The organism is Fretibacterium sp. OH1220_COT-178 (assembly GCF_003860125.1).
Taxonomy (GTDB): Bacteria; Synergistota; Synergistia; order Synergistales; family Aminobacteriaceae; genus CAJPSE01.
Window position 1 is genome coordinate 25,895 of record NZ_RQYL01000019.1, and the last position, 18,718, is coordinate 44,612.

Annotated in this window: 19 protein-coding genes and 1 tRNA gene; 14 read left to right on the forward strand and 6 right to left on the reverse strand. The window is 67.3% G+C overall.

The features are described from left to right. Window positions 1–6: 6 nt before the first annotated feature. From EII26_RS08385 to recA, 3 genes are read left to right on the forward strand one after another with little or no spacing between them, the layout of a single operon-like run. Window positions 7–483, forward strand: a complete 477-nt coding sequence (locus EII26_RS08385) for a phosphatidylglycerophosphatase A family protein (RefSeq protein ID WP_124888708.1) — start codon at window positions 7–9, stop codon at window positions 481–483. Continuing rightward, window positions 480–1,727, forward strand: a complete 1,248-nt coding sequence (locus EII26_RS08390) for a nicotinamide-nucleotide amidohydrolase family protein (RefSeq protein WP_124888709.1) — start codon at window positions 480–482, stop codon at window positions 1,725–1,727. The genes EII26_RS08385 and EII26_RS08390 overlap by 4 nt, the downstream gene beginning before the upstream one ends. An 8-nt stretch (window positions 1,728–1,735) precedes the next feature. Next, window positions 1,736–2,887, forward strand: coding sequence for a recombinase RecA (gene recA, locus EII26_RS08395; protein ID WP_124888710.1), 1,152 nt, complete (start codon window positions 1,736–1,738; stop codon window positions 2,885–2,887). A gap of 59 nt (window positions 2,888–2,946) precedes the next feature. Here the strand turns inward: recA and deoC are convergent, their stop codons facing one another. Then, the gene (gene deoC / locus EII26_RS08400) at window positions 2,947–3,600 is read right to left on the reverse strand and encodes a deoxyribose-phosphate aldolase (RefSeq protein WP_124888711.1); all 654 of its coding nucleotides are present in this window, start codon (window positions 3,598–3,600) and stop codon (window positions 2,947–2,949) included. A gap of 1 nt (window position 3,601) precedes the next feature. Continuing rightward, window positions 3,602–4,510, reverse strand: a complete 909-nt coding sequence (gene rbsK / locus EII26_RS08405) for a ribokinase (protein WP_124888712.1) — start codon at window positions 4,508–4,510, stop codon at window positions 3,602–3,604. A gap of 203 nt (window positions 4,511–4,713) precedes the next feature. On the opposite strand from rbsK, the gene EII26_RS08410 reads away from it, so the two are divergent. The 11 genes from EII26_RS08410 to EII26_RS08460 all read left to right on the forward strand — a co-directional run bounded on the left by EII26_RS08410 (window position 4,714) and on the right by EII26_RS08460 (window position 15,393). Further along, complete coding sequence (locus EII26_RS08410) at window positions 4,714–5,421, forward strand: ABC transporter ATP-binding protein (RefSeq protein WP_124888713.1); 708 nt, start codon at window positions 4,714–4,716, stop codon at window positions 5,419–5,421. Beyond that, window positions 5,415–7,787 (forward strand): ABC transporter permease, encoded by a 2,373-nt coding sequence (locus EII26_RS08415; RefSeq protein ID WP_124888714.1) that lies wholly within the window; start codon window positions 5,415–5,417, stop codon window positions 7,785–7,787. The genes EII26_RS08410 and EII26_RS08415 overlap by 7 nt, the downstream gene beginning before the upstream one ends. 4 nt (window positions 7,788–7,791) lie before the next feature. Next, window positions 7,792–9,006, forward strand: coding sequence for an efflux RND transporter periplasmic adaptor subunit (locus tag EII26_RS08420; protein WP_124888715.1), 1,215 nt, complete (start codon window positions 7,792–7,794; stop codon window positions 9,004–9,006). 115 nt (window positions 9,007–9,121) lie between these two features. Continuing rightward, window positions 9,122–9,262, forward strand: a complete 141-nt coding sequence (gene rpmH / locus EII26_RS08425; RefSeq protein ID WP_124888716.1) for a 50S ribosomal protein L34 — start codon at window positions 9,122–9,124, stop codon at window positions 9,260–9,262. Then, window positions 9,244–9,633, forward strand: a complete 390-nt coding sequence (gene rnpA, locus EII26_RS08430; RefSeq protein WP_233572678.1) for a ribonuclease P protein component — start codon at window positions 9,244–9,246, stop codon at window positions 9,631–9,633. The genes rpmH and rnpA overlap by 19 nt, the downstream gene beginning before the upstream one ends. Further along, the gene (gene yidD / locus EII26_RS08435) at window positions 9,623–9,934 is read left to right on the forward strand and encodes a membrane protein insertion efficiency factor YidD (RefSeq protein ID WP_124888717.1); all 312 of its coding nucleotides are present in this window, start codon (window positions 9,623–9,625) and stop codon (window positions 9,932–9,934) included. The genes rnpA and yidD overlap by 11 nt, the downstream gene beginning before the upstream one ends. Before the next feature lie 97 nt (window positions 9,935–10,031). After that, window positions 10,032–10,847, forward strand: coding sequence for a YidC/Oxa1 family membrane protein insertase (locus EII26_RS08440; RefSeq protein ID WP_233572679.1), 816 nt, complete (start codon window positions 10,032–10,034; stop codon window positions 10,845–10,847). A 46-nt stretch (window positions 10,848–10,893) separates the two neighbouring features. Next, the gene (gene jag, locus EII26_RS08445) at window positions 10,894–11,607 is read left to right on the forward strand and encodes an RNA-binding cell elongation regulator Jag/EloR (protein ID WP_158612218.1); all 714 of its coding nucleotides are present in this window, start codon (window positions 10,894–10,896) and stop codon (window positions 11,605–11,607) included. Window positions 11,608–11,614: 7 nt separating this feature from the next. Beyond that, the gene (locus tag EII26_RS08450; protein ID WP_124888719.1) at window positions 11,615–12,415 is read left to right on the forward strand and encodes a prolipoprotein diacylglyceryl transferase; all 801 of its coding nucleotides are present in this window, start codon (window positions 11,615–11,617) and stop codon (window positions 12,413–12,415) included. A gap of 204 nt (window positions 12,416–12,619) precedes the next feature. Then, a complete protein-coding gene (locus tag EII26_RS08455; RefSeq protein WP_124888720.1) occupies window positions 12,620–14,071 on the forward strand; it encodes a Do family serine endopeptidase in 1,452 nt (483 codons plus the stop codon). 80 nt (window positions 14,072–14,151) lie between these two features. Further along, window positions 14,152–15,393, forward strand: coding sequence for a serpin family protein (locus tag EII26_RS08460; protein ID WP_158612219.1), 1,242 nt, complete (start codon window positions 14,152–14,154; stop codon window positions 15,391–15,393). Between the two features lie 52 nt (window positions 15,394–15,445). Here EII26_RS08460 and EII26_RS08465 read toward each other — a convergent pair whose 3' ends face one another. The 4 genes from EII26_RS08465 to EII26_RS08480 all read right to left on the reverse strand — a co-directional run bounded on the left by EII26_RS08465 (window position 15,446) and on the right by EII26_RS08480 (window position 18,682). Then, window positions 15,446–16,405, reverse strand: coding sequence for a serine hydrolase domain-containing protein (locus EII26_RS08465; RefSeq protein WP_124888722.1), 960 nt, complete (start codon window positions 16,403–16,405; stop codon window positions 15,446–15,448). Further along, window positions 16,348–16,788 carry a serine hydrolase domain-containing protein gene (locus EII26_RS13555; protein WP_158612220.1) on the reverse strand — a complete coding sequence of 147 codons (441 nt, stop codon included), beginning with the start codon at window positions 16,786–16,788 and terminating at the stop codon, window positions 16,348–16,350. Before EII26_RS13555 ends, EII26_RS08465 begins: the two co-directional genes overlap by 58 nt. A 132-nt stretch (window positions 16,789–16,920) precedes the next feature. Next, window positions 16,921–17,007: transfer RNA gene (locus EII26_RS08475), tRNA-Leu, on the reverse strand. Between the two features lie 166 nt (window positions 17,008–17,173). Continuing rightward, window positions 17,174–18,682, reverse strand: coding sequence for an ABC transporter substrate-binding protein (locus EII26_RS08480; protein ID WP_124888724.1), 1,509 nt, complete (start codon window positions 18,680–18,682; stop codon window positions 17,174–17,176). Window positions 18,683–18,718 lie beyond the last annotated feature (36 nt).

Here is an 18,718-nt window from a genome sequence, read left to right on the forward strand (position 1 = left end):
AGGAGGATGGCCGATTTGAAATGGAGTTCCCCGTCCGTCGCGATCGCGACGCTCGGAGGGCTGGGTTTCCACACCAAGATGCCCGGGACCCTGGGGTCCGCCGCGGCCTGTTTTTTTTATGTTTTTCTCCCGGTCCCCTGGTGGGGCGTTCTCGCCCTGGGGCTCCTCGGGACCTGGGCCGCGGACGCCTGCGCGCGCGCCATGGGGGTGGAGGACCCCGGCTCCATCGTCGTGGACGAGGCGGTGGGGATGTGGGTCTCGCTCTACGCGCTTCCGCTCTCCTTCGCCCTGCCGGCCTTCTTCCTCTTCCGGGTGGTGGACATCATCAAGCCCTTTCCCGTCTCCGCCGCGGAACGCCTGCGCGGAGGCGTCGGGATCATGGCGGACGACGTGGTGGGCGGCGTGATGGTCAACCTGTTCCTTCAGGCTATCAACGGGTATCTGTGGGGCGAGGGCTGGCTGTGGGCCCTGTTGGCGCGATGAGGACGGCGGTTTTGGCGGCGATCGGCGACGAGCTCCTGAGCGGGGTTCGGCGCGAGGGGAACTGTGCCGCCCTGGCCTGGCGCCTGCACGACGCCGGCTGGCGCGTCGAGTCCGTGGAGGTGGTCCCCGACGATCCGGAGCAGGTGATCGGCCTTCTGAGGCGATGGGTCGGCCGGACGGAGCTCCTGGTCCTCTCGGGCGGGCTCGGCCCCACCCACGACGACCGGACGCGCGATGCCCTCTCCGCGTATCTGGGCAGCCCCCTGCGCCGGGAGGACGCCCTTTACGACCGGATCGTGGCCCGCTACGACGGGGAGCTCCGCGCGGCGCTGGAGCGGGTCCGCTCCAGCCAGTCGCTGGTTCCGGAGGCGGCGCGGGGCGTCTACAACCCCGAGGGCTCCGCGCTCGGCATCGTCTTCGAGCGCAGTGGAACCCAGGTGTGGAGCCTGCCGGGGGTCCCCTCGGAGTTCGCGGCGATGGTGGAGGGGGCTCTGGGGGGGCTGCTCCTGCCCGCGCACCGCTGGGCCTCCGTCGTCCTGGCGGGCGTCCCGGAGCTGCGCGCCGTCGAGCGGGTCCCGGAGGTGATCGGGGACCCGGGACTGCACGTCTCGGTGCTGCCCTCCTTCGCCTCGGTCGAGCTGATCGTTCGGGGCGAGCCCGAACGCGTCCGTGCCGCGGAACGTCTGATTCGGGACCGCTTCCCCGACGACGCGCTCCCCGAGGGCTGCGCGACGCTCCAGGAGGCGGTGCTCCACGAGGCGCGCGGCCGCGGCATCACGCTTTCCTGCGCGGAGTCCTGCACGGGCGGGCTCGTGCAGGGGGCCCTGACCGCGGTGCCCGGCAGCTCCGAGGCCTTTCTGGGCGGAGTGGTGACCTACGGCGACGAGGCCAAACGAACGGTGCTGGGCGTGGTCCCCGGTATTCTGGAGCGGCATGGGGCGGTCAGTGGGGAGTGCGCCCGGGCCATGGCCGAGGGGGTGCTCCGTCTCTTCGGGACGGACTTGGCCGTCTCGGTCACGGGCATCGCCGGGCCCGAGGGCGGCAGCGCGGAGAAGCCCGTGGGGACCGTGTGGTTTGCCGTGGCCTCCATGAAGGAGGGGACGGTGCGGAGCTCTGCGTTTCTTCGGAATCTTCGGGGGGACCGCGAGGGCGTCCGCGAGAGGGCCGTGGCTTGCGCTCTGTCGGCGCTTTGGCGGTCGGCAGGGGATGAGAGACAGTTTATGGACCTTCAGGAAAGGGTGTGAGTTCGGCCTTGGCGAAAAGGAAAATGCCTCAGACGCGCGAGGAGATGCTGGAACAGACCATCGACGACATTCGCGGAAAGTTCGGTCAGGGGTCCATCATGCGGCTGGGCGACAACGCGCGGACGAACGTCGAGGTGATCCCGTCGGGCATCCTGCCGCTGAACGTGGCGCTCGGCGTCGGGGGCTACCCCAAGGGGCGCATCGTGGAGATCTTCGGCCCGGAGGGCTCGGGAAAGACGACGGTCGCCCTCTACGCGATCGCGGAGGCCCAGAAGGCCGGGGGGGTCGCCGCCTTCATCGACGCGGAGCACGCGCTGGACCCTCGTCTGGCCGCCGCTTTGGGCGTGGACATCGAGTCGCTCTACCTCTCCCAGCCCGACAGCGGCGAGCAGGCGCTCTACGTGCTGGACGCGCTGGTGCGGAGCGGGGCGGTGGACTTGGTGGTGGTGGACTCCGTCGCGGCGCTCACCCCGCAGGCGGAGATCGACGGCAAGATCGGCGAGAGCCAGCTGGGCCTTCAGGCGCGCCTCATGTCCTACGCGCTGCGGCGCCTCACCTCGATCGTGTCCAAGACCAACTGCGTGGTGATCTTCATCAACCAGCTCCGGGCCCTGATCTCGACGGGCTACGGGGCCGGCCCCACGGAGACCACGACGGGCGGACGGGCGCTCAAGTTCTACTCGTCGGTCCGGCTTGAGGTCCGCCGCGGGAAGAAGATCGACAAGGGCGAGGAGACCATCGGGCACGAGCTCTACATGAAGGTGGTCAAGAACAAGCTGGCGCCCCCTTTCCGAACGGCGCACACCAGCCTGATCTACGGGAAGGGCATCCCCATGGGGGTGGCGGTGGTCGATATGGCCGTGGACTACGAGATCATCCGCAGGAAGGGCTCCTGGCTCTCCTACAAGGGGGAGACCCTGGGACAGGGCAAGGAGTCGGTGGCCCAGTTCCTGGAGAAGAATCCCTCGGTCCAGGAGGAGATCATCAAGGAGATCATGGCGGAGGTCGCCAAGGGGATCGGGTTCCTGGCCCCGGCGGGCGAGGGGGACCCCGACGGCACGGCCGGGGAGGAGGGCGGACCGGCCGCCACGGTCGACATGCTGGACGGCCCCATGGAGATCGAGGAGGGGATCCTGGACCTCTCCGACGACGACAAGTGAAACGAGGGGGGCGCCGCGGCGCCCCCCACTTGCGCAGGTCTGCGTCGGTCGACGCCGGATCAGTCCTCCCGGCAGATGGCGACCGACGCGGAGGCCCCGATGCGGGAGGCCCCTGCGGCGATCATCCGCTCCGCGTCCGACCGCGTGCGGATGCCGCCCGATGCCTTGACGCCCCTGTCGGGCCCCACGGCGGCGCGCATCAGGGCGACGTCCGCCTCGGTCGCTCCGCCGGACGAGAAGCCCGTGGAGGTCTTGACGAAGTCCGCCCCGGCCTCCTTGCAGATGCGGCAGGCCCGCTCCTTCTCCGCGTCCGTCAGCAGGCAGGTCTCCAGGATGACCTTCAGGGTTCGGCCGTCGGCCGCCTTGCGGACCGCCGCGACGTCGTCCCGCACGTAGGCGTCGTCGCCCGCCTTCAGGCGCCCCACGTTCAGCACCATATCCACCTCGTCCGCGCCCCGCTCCACGGCGTCCCGGGCCTCGGCGGCCTTCGCGGCCGAGCTCGCGGCCCCCAGGGGAAAGCCCACGACCGTGCAGACCTTCACGCCGCTGTCCGCGAGCTCCCGTGCCGCGAGCTCCACGTAGGAGCCGTTGACGCAGACGGAGGCGAAGCGCCACTGCCGCGCCTCGGCGCACAGCCTCCTCACCGCCTCGGGCGTCGCGTCGGCCTTCAGGAGCGTGTGGTCGATCATCCCGGCCAGTTTTTTTGTGTCCATGTCAGAAATCCGTCCTTTCGAATTCCTCGCGCGTGACGAACGAGGTTTGGGTGCCCGGCCTCGTCGTGGAGAGGGCCGCGTAGCGGTTGGCCAGGGTCATGGCCGTCAGGACATCCCCCAGCCTCAGGTAGTAGTAGGTGAAGCTGCCGATGAAGGCGTCTCCGGCGCCGGTGGTGTCCACCGGCCTGACGATGCAGGGCGGGACCAGTTCCTCGCGCCCGGCCGTGACCCAGAGGCTTCCCTTGCCGCCCAGGGTGACGATGACGTTCCCGACGCCGTCGCGCACCAGGCTGCGGGCCGCCTGGCGCGCCTCCTCGGGGCTCGTGACCGGCATGCCGGTGATCAGCTCCAGCTCCGTCTCGTTGGGGACGAAGAAGGCCGTTCTGCGCACGTAGGCGAAGTCGAGCGCGGCCGCAGGCGCGGGGTTCAGGATGACGGGGATGCCGTTGCGCTCCCCCCAGTCGATGGCGTGGTAGACCGTCGCCAGGTCGATCTCGAGCTGCAGGATGATCATCCGGCATTTTCTGAGGTCCTCCGCGGCGCGGTCGACGTCCGCGGGCTTCAGGGCGTTGTTCGCGCCCTTGACGATCAGGATGCTGTTGTTCGCGTCCCGGTCCACGAAGATCGGGGCCACGCCGTTCGAGGCGCCGGGCACGGGCTCGACGTAGCGGGTGTCCATCCCCAGATTCTTGAAGTTCTCCAGGACGCTCCTGCCGAAGAGGTCGTCGCCCACCTTCGTGACCATGAGGACCTCGCAGCCCAGCTTGGCCAGCGCGACGGCCTGGTTCGCGCCCTTCCCCCCGAATCCCATGCCGAACGCGGGGGCCTCCAGGGTCTCGCCCAGGCGCGGCATGCGGTCGATCGTCGTGACCAGGTCGATCATGTTGCTTCCGATGACGGCTACTTTCATGCTGATGCCCTCCTTGAGAAAAGCCCGGATCGTGTCCCCCTCAATCATAGCACCACTTCGGTCCCGCAGGACGAAGCGGGCGGAATGTGCTATATAATAGCTGTTTGGTGAATCGCACTTATGGATTTCCGGATGCCTGTCCGCATAGCCGCGGCCGGGCGTCCCCGACGGGGAGAGGTGAGCGCCCGTTGAAGGAGGATGGGATGAGGCCCCCGGTGTTCGTCATCGAGGGGCTGACGAAGGAGTACGGGACGGGTGAGGCGGCCGTGCGCGCCCTGCGCGGGATCGATCTGGAGATCCTGGACGGGGAGCTCCTGGTGTTGCTCGGCCCGTCGGGAAGCGGCAAGTCCACGCTGCTGAACGTGGTCGGGGGGCTGGACCGCCCGACGTCCGGCTCGGTGCGCTTTCGGGGCGCGGACCTGGCCGATATGACGGATGTTCAGCTCACCCGCTACCGGCGCGACCACGTGGGGTTCGTCTTTCAGTTCTACAACCTGATGCCCAGCCTCACCGCCCGCGAGAACGTCGAGCTGGTCACCGAGATCGCCCCCGACCCGATGAGCCCGGACGAGGCCCTCGAGCTCGTGGGGCTGGGCGGCCGGACGGAGCACTTCCCCTCGCAGCTCTCCGGCGGGGAGCAGCAGCGCGTCGCCATCGCCCGGGCGGTGGCCAAACGGCCCACCGTGCTCTTCTGCGACGAGCCCACCGGGGCCCTCGACAGCGATACGGGCCGTGCGGTCCTGAGGGTTCTGAAGGACGTCAACGAGGAGCTGGGGACGACGGTGCTGATCGTCACCCACGCCGCGGCGACGGCCGGCATGGCCGACCGGGTGATCCGCTTTGCCGACGGCGGCATCCGCGCGGTCGCCGAGAACGCCATGAAGCGGGACCCGGAGGACATCGAATGGTGAGCGGGGTGGGCGTCCTGAACCGGAAGCTGTTCCGGGACCTCTGGAGGATGAAGGGGCAGGTCGTCGCCATCGGGGCGGTCGTCGCCATGGGCGTGATGATGCTGGTCATGATGTCCGGCCTGCTCGTCTCCCTGGGGGAGACGAGGCGGACCTACTACGAGCGCTACCGGTTTGCCGACGTGTTCGCCCCGGTCAAGCGGGCGCCTCGTTCCCTGGTCTCCGCGCTTGCCGCGGTGCCGGGTGTCGCGGCGGCCGAGGGCCGTGTGACGGGCGAGGCCCTGATCGACCTGCCGGGTCTGGCCCTCCCGATCCGGGCGCGGGCCCTCTCCCTGCCCGCACCGGGCACGAGGCTGAACGACGTCCGGCTCGTCGCCGGCCGTGTTCCCGCCGCCGGGGACGCCGACGAGATTTTGCTGCTGAAAAGCTTCGCTGCGGCCCACGGGCTCTCCCCCGGCGACAGGATCCTGGCGACCCTGAACGGCTCGCGCCGGAGCCTGCGCATCGTGGGGCTGGCCCAGTCCCCGGAGTTCCTCTACATCACGGCGCCCGGGGAGATCGGGGCGGACGACTCCCGGTACGGTGTCCTCTGGATGGGGCGTGGGGCGCTCGACGCGGCCTACGGTCTCAAGGGGGCCTTCAACGAGGCCCTTCTCGCCCTGGAGCGCGGCGCGCGGATCGATGCGGTGCTGGACGCCGCCGATCGCATCCTCGAGCCGTATGGGGCGCTGGGCGCCTACGGCCGCGACGAGCATGGCTCGAACCGCTTCGTCGAGGAGGAACTTCGCCAGCTGCGCTCCATGAGCGTGATCATGCCGCCGCTGTTCCTCGCCGTGGCGGCGTTTCTGCTGACGCTGGTCATCTCGCGCATGGTGCGGTCCGAGCGCGAACAGATCGGGCTCATCAAGGCCTTCGGCTATTCCGACCTGGCGGTGGGCCTGCACTACTTCAAGCTGGCCGTCGCGATCGCCGCTCTGGGTGCGGCGGCAGGCTGCGGGCTGGGCGTGTTGGCCGGACGCAGGCTGGTCCGCATCTACCTGCTCTTCTTCAAGTTTCCCTTCCTGACGTTTCGTCTCGTCCCCGCGCCCTTCGTCATGGGCTTTCTGGCGAGCATCGTTTCGGCGTCGGTCGGGGGCGGCTTCGTCCTGCGCCGCGTCTTCATGCTGACGCCCGCCGCCGCGATGCACCCGCCGTCCCCGCCGGACTACAGCCGCGCCGGGGGGCTGAGCCGGAGGCTCGATGTGCGTCTGGACCAGCCGTGCCGGATGGTGCTGCGCCGCCTGATGCGTCGGCCGGGCCGCATGGTGGGGGCGACGCTCGGGATCGCCTCGGGCATGGCGCTGTCCGTGGGCATGATCTCGATCACGGCGAGCTTCGACCATATGCTGGACCTCACCTTCAACGTGATCGACCGCAGCGATGCGGCGGTCGTCTTCAACGAGGACGTCCCGGAGCGGGCGATCCTGGAGCTGCGGAGCCTGCCCGGGGTGATCGAGGCCGAGCCGTTGCGCAGCGTCCCCGTCATCCTCCGCAGCGGACTCCGCACCCACCATGGGACGATCGACGGCCTGGTCCCGTCCCCGCGCCTCTACCGCGCCGTGGACCGGAACCTGAACGCCATCCTTCTGCGGAAGGGGGGGCTGGTCCTGGCCCGAACCCTGGCGCGTACCCTGGGCGTTCGGGCCGGGGACGTCCTGGACGTGGAGGTGCGCACCGGGCACCGGCCCCGGCTCTTCCTGCCGGTCGTGGGGGTCGCCGGTTCCCTGCTGGGCGCTCCGGCCTACATGGGTCTGGACGACCTGAACCGCGTCCTGCGCCAGCCGGACCGCATCTCCGCCGCCTTTCTCCGAATCGACGGGGCGAGGAGCGCCCCGATCTACCGGAGGCTCAAGCGGATGCCGTCCGTGGCGGGCGTCCGGCTGAAGAACGAGACGCTGGCCGCGCTGCGGTATCAGATGGACACCGGAGCGGGGTCCATGCGCTACATCATGCTGGCGGTGGCCGGCGTGGTCGCCTTCGGCATCGTCTACAACTCGGCGAGCATCGCCTACGCCGAGCGGGCCCGGGACCTGGCGAGCCTGAGGGTGATGGGGTTCACTCGGGGGGAGACGGCCTTCGTCCTGTTGGGGGAGCTGGCCGTCGTGACCCTCGCGGCGCTTCCGATCGGGATCGGCCTCGGGTACCTCCTCTCCCTGGCGCTTTCGGAGGGGTTCAGCACGGAACTCTATCAGATCCCCGCCGTCTTCTCCCCGGCGAGCGCCGGGCTGGGGTCGGTGGTGGTTCTGGGGTCCGCGGTCGCCTCGGGGTGGCTCGTGAAGCGGACGTTGGATGGGGCGGACCTCGCCTCCGTGATCAAGACAAGGGAGTAGACCGATGAAGCGAAAAATTTCGAGGAAGCTCTTCGTCCTGGGAACCCTCGCCGTGCTCGCCGCCGCGCTGGCATACGCCTTCAAGCCCAGCCCGATGGAGGTCGACATGGGCGAGGTCGTGCGCAAGCCCATGACCCTGACCATCGACGAGGAGGGGCGGGCCCGGGTCCGGGAGGCCTACGAGGTGTTCGCCCCCGTCGACGGGCGGCTGCTGCGGGTGGAGGTCGAGCCCGGCGAGGGGGTCTCCGGGGGAAGGTCCGTGGTGGCCAGGATGCTGCCGTCCGTCCCCATGCCCCTGGACATTCGGGACGAGTCCCGCGCCAGCGCCGATCTCGCCGCGGCGGAGGCGGCCCTGCGCCTGGCCCGGTCCGATCGGGAACGGGCCGTTGCCGACCGGGACCTGGCCCAGGTTCAGCTTCGGCGGATACGGCGTCTGAGGGGCTCGGGAGCGGCCAGCCAGCTCCAGCTGGATCAGGCCGAACGGGAGGCGAGGACCACCGCTGCGGCGCTGCACAACGCCGATGCCGCGATCGCCGTCCGGAAGGCGGAGCGCGCCGGGGCCTTGTCGCGCCTGCGCCGCTTCGGGAGCGGGGCCGGGGGCGCCGGGGCGAACGTGATCCCCATCCTCGCACCGGCGGACGGGAGGGTGCTGCGCGTCCTCCGGGAGAGCGAGGGGCCCCTGGCCGCCGGGACGCTCCTCATGGAGGTGGGCGACGTCGAGGCCGGGCTCGAGGTGGTCGCCGAGCTCCTCTCCTCGGAGGCCGTCCGGGTCTCTCCGGGCGATCGGGCGGTCCTGTCGGGTTGGGGCGGGGAGGGGCTCCTGAACGGCGTGGTCGAGAAGATCGAGCCGTTCGCCTTCACCAAGGTCTCCGCTCTGGGGGTCGAGGAGCAGCGGGTGAACGTGATCGTCCGGCTCTCCGACCCGCCCGAGGCGTTCCGGAAGCTGGGCCACGGCTTCCGCGTCGAGGTCGGTATCGTTGTCTGGGAGGACCCGGATGCCCTTACGGTCCCGTCGAGTGCGCTCTTCCGCAACGGCGGGGACTGGACCGTCTTCGTGGTCGAGGATGGGGCCGTCGGCCTGCGCTCCGTGGAGGTCGGCCGGAACAACGGCGTGGACGCCCAGGTGCTGGACGGGCTCCGGCCCGGGGAGCGGGTGGTGCTCTACCCCTCGTCGGACCTGGCCGACGGCATGAGGGTGACGCGCAGGGCGCCGCATTGAGCGACGCGCCCCTCGCTCTTGTCCGCCGCGCCGGGTTTGTGCTATACTTCCCTAGCTTGTGTGTCCTGTGTTATGTTGCCGCACATGGCGGTTTTTATAGAAGGAGGCGTTGTTTGTGGACAAGGGAACCTTTCAGCCGCACAGAAAGCCGCGCAAGAGGAAGATCGGCTTTCTCGCCCGCTCCTCTTCTCCCTCGGGGCGCAGGATTCTTCGCAACAGAAGGCGCAAAGGTCGTAAGTGCCTGACCATGGCATAACCCTGAAAAAAGGGTGGGAGTTCGACCGCATCTTCCGCACCGGTCTTCGCGTTCAGGGAGAACTGGTGCGGTTGTTGCTTTTGAGGGATGAGGGACGGGGCCTGCGCGTCGGCTACGCCGTGGGCCGGCGCCAGGGCAAGGCCCACGTGCGCAACCGGGGCCGCCGCGTCCTGCGCGAGGCCTTTCGGCGCCTGAGCCCCTGGATCGTCTCCGACGTCAGTCTCGTTGCCTCGCTCAAGGACCGGGCGCTCGACGCCTCGGCCGTCGCGGTCTGGCGCGACATGACGAGGGTGCTGAAGCGGCAGGGGCTTCTGGCCGAGGGCTGGGAGGGGGCGGACTGGGACGCGCCCGTCCCGCGTCGTGTCCGCTGAGCGGACTCACGGAGAGGAGCGTCCCCGGCGGCAGGGCGTCGCCGTTGCCTTGGCCGTGCTTCTGATCCGGGGCTACCAGCGTTTTGTGTCGCCGCTCCTGGGCGACCGCTGTCGTTTCTATCCCTCCTGTTCCCAGTACGCGCTGCTCGCGTTTCGGGAATGGGGTTTTTTTCGGGGCTTTTGGCTGACGCTGCGGCGCCTTTTGAAGTGCGGTCCCTGGCACGAGGGGGGCTTTGACCCGCCCCCGCGCAGAGACGGATGTGCGTCGGGCCGCGGTCCGGGACCCCGTCAGGATCGATAGCAATGTCATTACGCGATGCCGGGGGGGGGACGGCTTCCCGACCGAGGAGCCCATCTTTCCACCGGTCTCGCCACAGCGATAGGGAAGGTGAATTTTTTTGAGCTATTTGTGGAATCAGGCCGGAAATTTCATGACATGGCTTCTGGTGAGCCTCCATGGTTTGACGAATTCCTGGGGGCTGGCGATCATCCTTCTGACGATCCTGGTGCGCATCGCCATGCACCCGCTGATGCAGAAGCAGATGATGAGCATGCAGCGGATGCAGAAGCTCCAGCCGATGCTGAAGGTGATTCAGGAGAAGTACAAGGACGACAAGGAGACCCTGAACCGCGAGGTCATGTCGCTCTACAAGGAACACAAGGTCAACCCCGCCGCGGGCTGCCTGCCCCTTCTCATTCAGCTTCCCATATTCATCCTGCTCTACAGCGCCTTGAACCGGCACGGGTTCACGGATGCGACGTTCCTCTCCATCCAGCTGGACGGTTCCGTCCTCACGACCATCGCCAAGGCCATCAACCTGGTGAACGAGGCCGGCGTGCCGATCCCCAAGGAGGAGCTCGGTTTCGTCATGGTGGTCTTCTCCGCCTTCACCAACCCCTCCCTGCTCTTCGCCAACCTCGGGGTCTGGCTTCCCAACACGATCCTGTTGCTGGTCATCGCCTTCCTGACCTGGTATCAGCAGCACATCTCCTCCTCCGGGAATCCTCAGATGGCCATGATGAGCTGGTTCATGCCCATATTCCTGACGTTCATCTGCCTCAGCCTGCCCGGCGGAGTCCTGCTCTACTGGGGCGTCTCGTCCCTCCTCGGGGTGGTGCATCAGCTGCGCGTCATCCGCAGGACCAATCAGGAGATGCAGGAGAAACCGGTGCTGTTTCAGGAGAAGCCGACGCGCGGCAAGTCCGGGGCCTAGAGGGCGCCGGCGGTGTCGGCCCTGACGAAGAAGGAGGGGGTTGTCCGTGAGCGAGGATAGACAGCTTGTTTTCGAGGTGAGCTCCGTCGAGGAGGCCCTGAGTGCGGCGTCCCGCCGGTGGGGTGTCCCCGAGGAGGAGCTCAGGGCCGAGGTGATCGGTTCGGACAAGGGCTTTCTGGGCCTGTTCGGAAAAAAACTCAGGGTCGAGGTGCGCCCCGTCGAGCAGCCCCCGGTCGAGGCCTCCCTGCTCCACAGGGGCAGGGATTTCGTGAACGAACTCCTGGATCTGATGGACCTGCGTGCCGATGCGGTCCTTTTGGAGGAGGAGAACACGGTCGAGATCGAGGGGCAGGACGCGGAGATTCTGGTGGGGCGTCACGGCGACGGCCTGAAGTCCATGGAGTACCTGCTGAATCTGGCCCTTCGCGATCCCGGGGCGGAGCCCCGCGTACGCCTGGACAGCAACGGCTATCGGGAGCGCAGGATGCGGAGCCTGGAGCGCCTGGCGGAGGCCACGGCCAGGCAGGTCCTGGAGTACGGGGCCCCCATCCGCCTCGATCCCATGCTCAGCTGGGAGCGTTGGGTGATCCACACGACCCTCAAGGACAGGGAGGACGTCAGGACCGAATCGGTGGGGGAGGCCCCCGACCGCAAGGTGGTCGTCCTGCCCAGGATCGACGCCTCGCGCCTCCAGGAGGGGGGCGGCTGCAGGCCCGTCCCCTCGCGTTCGGTGCATCGCAAGCGCCGCCATCGGGCTTGAGGGGCTTATGTTTCCCGTTCTTCTCAGGTTTGGCAGCATAACGGTCGACACGTATTACGTGTTCTGGATGATCGCCCTCTCCGTGGCGATGCTCTGGAGCGTGCGCCGTTTCCGGCTTTACGGGGTGGACGACGACGAGGCCAGGCGCGTCATCGGGTGGGCGTTCTTCGCCATGCTGCTCGGTGCCCGGACCTTCGAGTACATCTGGAACTTCGAGGCGTACTACGAGAATCCCTCTTTGATCCTGGACCTTCGCCACGGCGGGCTCTCCGAGGTCGGTGCCTTCACCGGGGCCTTCCTCGCGGCTTTTGCGCTGTGCCGGCGCAACCCCAGGCTCTCGTTCCAGAGGCTCTGCGACGTGGTGGCGCCTCCGGCGATCTTCACCATGGCGCTGGGCCGTTGGGGCTGCTTCTTCAACGGCTGCTGCGTGGGGCTCCCCACGCGGATGCGTTTTGGAGTGCACTTTCCCTACGACGCGCCCTCGATCCTGCGGCACCCCACCCAGATCTACTATTCCGTGGCCTCGGCCCTGATCCTGCTGGTCCTTCTGCTTGCGGAACGGCGCATCCTCAGGAGCGGGAGGCTTCCGAAGGGCTCGGTCCTCACTCCGCTGGGCCTGATCCTCTACTCCCTGATGCGCCTCTCCATCGACGGCCTGAGGGCCGAGGGGCTTGCCGAGGGCCTGGGCTTCTCGCACTGGGTGCTGCTGGCGGCGCTGCCCCTGGAGGCGGTATGGCTGGTGCGGTCCGTCCGGTCCCTGAGGTGCGTTGCGGGGCCCGTTTCGGAAAGCGCATCGGGCAGCGACTGACCGCCGAAGGGCACGGAAACGGCCGACCCCCCGGGGAAAAATCCCCGGGGGGTCGTTTGTCGCACGTCCACCCTCATTTATCGTTTTTTTTCGGATTCCTCCTTCGGTAAAAAACTGCATGAAGGATCCCGGTTCGGAGCCTACAATGGTTCCGTTACGTGCTGGAAGCCGTTTCAGGCCATTTATTCTGGAGGTGCTTTTGAGATGCTGCGTGTTGTTCCGAAGTTTAAAGGATGTCTGGGATTTGCCCTGGCCCTGCTCCTGGCCCTCGAGGCCGTGGGCGGGGGAGCGGCGCAGGCCGCCTCGAATGCCGCGGCCCTGTCGCCCGTCGTCCCGATCGTCAAGAAGGCCTCGCCGGCCGTCGTGAACATCGATGTGGAGACGAAGGCCAAGCGTACCGCGGTTCCCTTTCCCTTCGACGACGATCCCATATTCCGCCACTTCTTCGGCGAGGCGTTCAAGAACTTCACGCGGTCCGTGCCGATGAAGGGGCGGGGCTCCGGCTTCATCGTCTCCAAGGAGGGGCAGATCCTGACGAACAACCACGTCATCGACGGCGTGGACAAGATCACGGTCACCCTTTCCGACGGGAAGACCTACTCCGCCAAGGTGGTGGGCAAGGACCCCACCTTCGACCTGGCGGTCATCAAGATCGATCCGGAGCAGGACCTGCCCGTGCTGCCCCTGGGCGACTCCGACACCGTCGAGGTGGGCGAGTGGGTCGTCGCGATCGGGAACCCCTACGGGCTCGAGCACTCGGTGACGGTCGGCGTCATCTCCGCGAAGAACCGCAGCATCCATGCGCGGGACGTGAACTTCGACGGCTTCCTGCAGACGGACGCGGCGATCAACCCCGGAAACAGCGGCGGGCCCCTCCTGAACATGGACGGGGAGGTGGTGGGGATCAACACGGCCATCCTTCCCTACGCGCAGGGACTGGGCTTTGCGGTGCCCGTGAACATGGCCAAGCAGATCATGGGCGATCTCGTCTCCTACGGCAAGGTGAAGCGCGGATGGCTGGGCATCTCCGTCCAGAACCTGACCCCGGAGATCGCGGAGGCCTACGGAGTCGAGGAAAAGAGCGGCGTGATCGTGGGCGACGTCTTCGCGGACTCCGCCGCGGACAAGGCCGGTTTGATGCGCGGCGACGTGGTTACGGCGCTCAACGGCGAGAAGGTCAAGGATGTGCTGTGGTTCGTCAACAAGGTCCGCTCCCAGGCCCCGAACTCCGAGCTCAGGATGGACGTGTTGCGCGAGGGCAAAAAGCTGACCCTCAAGGCCAGGCTGAACGAGCGCCCCGACGATCCCGACGGGAAGCCCTCCTCGGAGAGCGATTCCATCGAGGGGGCCAGCGAGGCTCTGGAGAAGGTGGGCCTCAGGGTGGCGCCGATCAACAGGGAGCTTCGGCGTGAGTACAAGCTGGACCCCAAGAGCGACGGCCTCCTCGTGGTGGAGGTCGAGGATGGCTCGCCCGCGCAGATGGCGGGTATCGGGGAGGGCGACCGGCTCCTTCAGGTGAACGGCAGGAAGGTCGTGACCGTCGAGGACCTGAAGGGCGCCATGCAGAAGAAGAGCGACTCCGTGGTGCTTCTGATCGACAGGGGCGGAAAGACGTTCTTCGTGTCGCTTCAGAAGAACGGCTCGGAGTCGAAATAGACCGCGTCGCGTTGTCGGGGGGGGGAGCGCTCGGCTCCGCCCCCTTTCGTGAGCATGCATGTTTTCGGGAGGTGTCCGTCTTGAACTTTTTTTGTCGTCCCGAGCGCTTCGGTGGGCTTTGCGCTCTTCTGATCGTCTCCGTCCTGTTCGCCTCCTCAGCCTGGGCGTCCGTCCCCGGGGAGGGGCCGCGCGCCGCAGCGGCGCGGTCCGTGAACGCCTTTGCCCTCGACGTCTACCGCCAGTTGGCGCTGGCGGAGAAGGGCGACGTCTTCTTCTCGCCCTACAGCATCGTGTCGGCCCTGGGCATGAGCTATGCCGGAGCCCGCGGCGAGACCGCCGCGGAGATGGGGCGGGTCCTTCATGCCGGCGAAGGGTTCCACGCTTCATTGGGGGCCCTGGTGCGGGAGTTCGACAAATCCTTTGCCGGCGTTGAGGGAGGGCCCCTTCTCGCCACGGCGAACCGGGTCTGGGTGCAGAAGGGGAGCGACCTGCGCCCAGAGTATGCGGATCTTTTGAGCCGGGACTACGGCGGCGAGACGGCCCGGCTGGACTTCGAGGGCGATTCCAAGGGGGCCCGGGATGCGATCAACGCCTGGGTGGAGGAGCGGACCCGCAAGAGGATCCGAAACCTGATCCAGGGGCTCGATCCTTCGACGAAACTGGTGCTGACCAATGCGGTCTACTTCAGGGCCGATTGGGCGAACCCCTTCGACGAGGGGGGGACGAAGCCCCTGCCCTTCCATAGGGGCTCCGAGGACCCGATCGACGTTCCCACGATGTACCAGAGAGAGCATCTGCTTTATGCCGAGGCGGACGGGCTTCAGCTTCTCCGCCTGCCCTATAGCGACGATCTCTCGATGCTCGTCGTGCTGCCGCGCGACGCGGAGGGGATGGAGCGGCTCGCGGGGCGCCTGGGAGAGGAGTCGGGGCCCGAGCTCGTCGAGCAATGGCGCAAGGGACTGAGGCTGCACGACGTCGAGGTCTGGCTGCCGAAGTTCAGGCTGGAGAAGCGATATTCGCTGAACGAGCTGCTCGTCTCCCTGGGGATGGGACGAGCCTTCGGTCCGGACGCGGACTTCTCGGGGATGCTCTCGGAGGACGTTCCGCTCCGCATCGATCAGGTGGTCCACCAGACCTTCATCGAGCTGGACGAGAGGAAGACCGAGGCCGCGGCCGCTACGGCGGTTGTGATGCTGAGGGCCACGATGCTCCCCGAGAAGCTGTCCCGCGTCGCCTTCCGCGCGGACCGGCCGTTTCTCTACTTCATCCTGGACGACAGGACGGGGACCATCCTGTTCATGGGGCGGCAGACCTTTCGGTGAGAACGCCGCGATTTTTTGAGCGAAAGGGCCCCCGCGGGGGCCCTTTCGTCGTTCAGGCCGGCTCGTTCTGCCGGTCCTCCCTGGGGATGATCCGGCCGCCGTGCCGAACCCCCATGACGGCGTTCTCCGCATCCCGGCACAGGATGAGGTCCGACGCGGTGTGGGGGGCGAGGATGAGCAGCATCTCACGCCCGACGATGCGGATGGACTGTTCCGCTCCGTCGAGCCGGAGCCCGATTCCGGCGTCCTTCCGGTAGATCTCGAGGAGGGTGCCCTCGTCGGATCTGTAGGTCCCGCAGGCGTTCTCGACGGTCTCCGCCGACCACGCCGTCTCGGTGTATTCGGGCTGACGGACCGGAGCCCTTCCGTTCAGCAGGCGCATGGCGGCCGCAGCGATCTCCGAGACGGGAACGTTTGACGTGTTGCAGAACACCAGCACCCCGGCCTCGAGCTCGGGCGAGAAGAGCATCATGTTGGAGATGCCCGTCATCCCCCCTCCGTGCCCCACGACGGTGAGGTCGTCCATGAAGCGCGTCGAGAGCCCGTAGCCGTAGTATTGCTGGAACCGGTAAAACTGGACGGGCTTTTGCATCTCCCGCACGTAGTAGCGCCCCAGGATCCTGGCGCCGTTCTCCCCCGTTCCCTCCCCCAGAAGCATGCGGACGTACCTCTTCATGTCGCCGATGGTGGAGCGCAGCGCGCCGCCCCCCATGAGCACGAAGGCGTTGTCGTAGAAGTCCCGGCCCATGTCCTCGCGGGGCCCGTCCGGGCCGTTTCGATGGATGTAGAGGTGCGTACAGTTCTCGTCGTATCGCGGTTTTTCGAACTCGAGGGTGCTGCGGTGCATTTCGAGCGGCTCCAGGATGTGCCGGACGACGTAGTGGGCAAACGAGGGCTCGCCCCCGTATCGTCGGACGATGTCCGAGATGAGTCCATAGCCGTCGTTGCTGTAGCTCATCCGCTCCCCCGGCCGGCCGATGTGGCGGGTGCGTGCGTCCAGACGCCCCGCCACCGCGCCAGGATCCGCTTTTCCGGGAAAAAGCCCGCGGAATGGCTCAGCAGGTGGGCGACCCTCACGCCCTTCTGGTTCCTGCCGATGAACTCCGGGATGTAGTCGCTGACCAGCCCCTGCAGATCGACGAGCCCGCGCTCCACCAGCTGCAGAAGGGCGACGCAGGTGACGGATTTGGTGAGGGACGCCATCCCGAACAACGTGTCGGGGGCGATCTCCAGGCGCCTTTTTGCGTCGCGCCAGCCGAAGAAGGCCTCGTAGTACGTCCTGTCCCTGCCGAAGATCGAGACGGCGGTGCCGGCGGCGTCGTAGCTTGTCATGACATCCCTCACGAGCTGTTCGAACTCCGCGAGGCGGCTGCCGCAAACTTTGGGGTGAGGCATCGGTGTTCCACTTCCCTTTCTCGAGGAGATAGGAAACGGGGGGAGCCCCCCGAGGGGCATTATGGCACATCCGGGGGAGGCGTGCAAAAGAGAAGGGACGGCCCGAGGCCGTCCCTTCGAAACTGCATTTTATGGTGCGGAGGGGGAGAATCGAACTCCCACAGCTTTACAGCCACAAGATCCTTAGTCTTGCGCGTCTACCAATTCCGCCACCCCCGCAAAACAGGAAATATTATACAGACTATCCCGGGAACGTCAAGAGGAAGGGGCGAAAAAGTCGGCTCCGATAGGGGGTCGCACGACGGGAGGGGATGGGGCTCTGGGGCCGGGGGAACGGCAAAGGGGGGCCGAAGGCTCCGGCCCCCCCGATCCATGACCCGGGGGTCTATTGCTCCGCCGTCACGTTCTCCAGCTTGTGGTAGCCCGCGGGGTCGAGGGCGAAGCCCTGCACCTTCCTGGATGCACCGGCGTTGATCGTGGAGTAGAAGAGCGGCGCGTTGTTCGAGACGTCCTGCAGGATGTCCTCGAGGTCGGAGTAGGCCTTGCGCCGGACCGCCTCGTCCGTGCTGTTGCGGCCCAGGTTCACGAGCTCGTTCACCTTGGGGTCCTGGATGAAGCTGCGGTTTCCGGGGGCGCCCACCTGGGTGGAGTAGACCAGGGAGTAGTAGGTGTAGTCGGCGTCGGCCGTGGAGGTCGTCCACCCGAAGTAGCCCATGTCGTGCTCGCCATTGGCGCAGCGCTCGATGAAGCTGCCGAACTCCATCACCTTCACCTCGCACTGGATGCCGACCTCGAGCAGCATCGCCTGAATGGCCTGGCAGACCTCGATGCGGACCTGGTTGTCGTTCACCCACAGCGTGCAGGAGAAGCCGTCGGCGTATCCCGCCTCCTTCAGCAGCTTCCTGGCGAGCTCCACGTCGTAGGCGTACGGCTTGTGCCCGGAGTAGCCGAACACGCCCGGGGCGATCAGGGCGCCGGCGGGGTCCCCCGCGCCGTACATGATGGCGTCGATGATCGTCTCGACGTCGATGGCGTGCCGGATCGCCTGGCGCACCAGCTTGTTGTCGAAGGGCTTCTTCTTCATGTTGAAGGAGACGTACCAGCAGGATAGCCCCGCCTTCTCGAGGAGCTCGAGGTTCGCGTTCTCCCGGACGCGCTTGACGTCGTTGGCCTGGATGTCCGTGGCGATGTCCACCTCGCCGGTCTCGAGCGCGATGGTGCGCTGCGCCGCCTCGGGGACGACCTTCATGACGAGGTTCGCGGTCTTGGGCGCGCCGGCGTAGTAGGCGTCGAACGCGGCCAGCTTGATGGCGTCGCCCTGCTTCCACTCCACGAACTTGTAGGGGCCGGACCCCACGGGGTTCAGGCGGAAACGGGCCTCGTCGGCCTTCACGTAGGCCTCCGGGACGATGGCCGAGGAGGGGTGCGCCAGGTTGCGCAGGGCCGCGGCGTAGGGGGCGGCCGTCTCGATGACGACGGTCTGGTCGTCCACCAGCCTGACCTCCTTGATGAAGTTGACGATGTAGGAGACGGCGGTGGAGGCGATGGCGCGATCGAGCGAGAACTTGACGTCCCTCGCCGTCAGATCGCTGCCGTCGTGGAACTTGATCCCCTTACGGACGCGGATCTGGAGCTGGGTGTCGCTGAGGTGCTCCCAGGACTCCGCGATCTGGCCGGCGACCTTGCCGTCGGCGTCCGTCGTGAACAGCGTGTCGAAGATCTGGTTGGTCACCATGACGGCGGGCGTCTCCTTGCCGATGTGCGGATCGAGCGAGGTGACGTCCGCGCCCTGGGCCCAGGTCAGGGTGTCCTTGCGGGCCGGGCCCGCCGCTGCGGGCATGCCGGTGGAGAGGAAGAGCGCCGTGACGAGAAGTGCTGACAGAAACCGTTTCATCGTAGACCTCCTGTTGATTGGGATGATGACACAACC

Coding starts and splice junctions, on each gene's coding strand:
- EII26_RS08385 (WP_124888708.1), top strand. CDS start 7: ATGGCCGATTTGAAATGGAGTTCCCCGTCCGTCGCGATCGCGACGCTC.
- EII26_RS08390 (WP_124888709.1), top strand. CDS start 480: ATGAGGACGGCGGTTTTGGCGGCGATCGGCGACGAGCTCCTGAGCGGG.
- deoC (WP_124888711.1), bottom strand. CDS start 3,600: ATGGACACAAAAAAACTGGCCGGGATGATCGACCACACGCTCCTGAAG.
- rbsK (WP_124888712.1), bottom strand. CDS start 4,510: ATGAAAGTAGCCGTCATCGGAAGCAACATGATCGACCTGGTCACGACG.
- EII26_RS08410 (WP_124888713.1), top strand. CDS start 4,714: ATGAGGCCCCCGGTGTTCGTCATCGAGGGGCTGACGAAGGAGTACGGG.
- EII26_RS08415 (WP_124888714.1), top strand. CDS start 5,415: ATGGTGAGCGGGGTGGGCGTCCTGAACCGGAAGCTGTTCCGGGACCTC.
- EII26_RS08420 (WP_124888715.1), top strand. CDS start 7,792: ATGAAGCGAAAAATTTCGAGGAAGCTCTTCGTCCTGGGAACCCTCGCC.
- EII26_RS08450 (WP_124888719.1), top strand. CDS start 11,615: ATGTTTCCCGTTCTTCTCAGGTTTGGCAGCATAACGGTCGACACGTAT.
- EII26_RS08455 (WP_124888720.1), top strand. CDS start 12,620: ATGCTGCGTGTTGTTCCGAAGTTTAAAGGATGTCTGGGATTTGCCCTG.
- EII26_RS13555 (WP_158612220.1), bottom strand. CDS start 16,788: ATGCCTCACCCCAAAGTTTGCGGCAGCCGCCTCGCGGAGTTCGAACAG.
- EII26_RS08480 (WP_124888724.1), bottom strand. CDS start 18,682: ATGAAACGGTTTCTGTCAGCACTTCTCGTCACGGCGCTCTTCCTCTCC.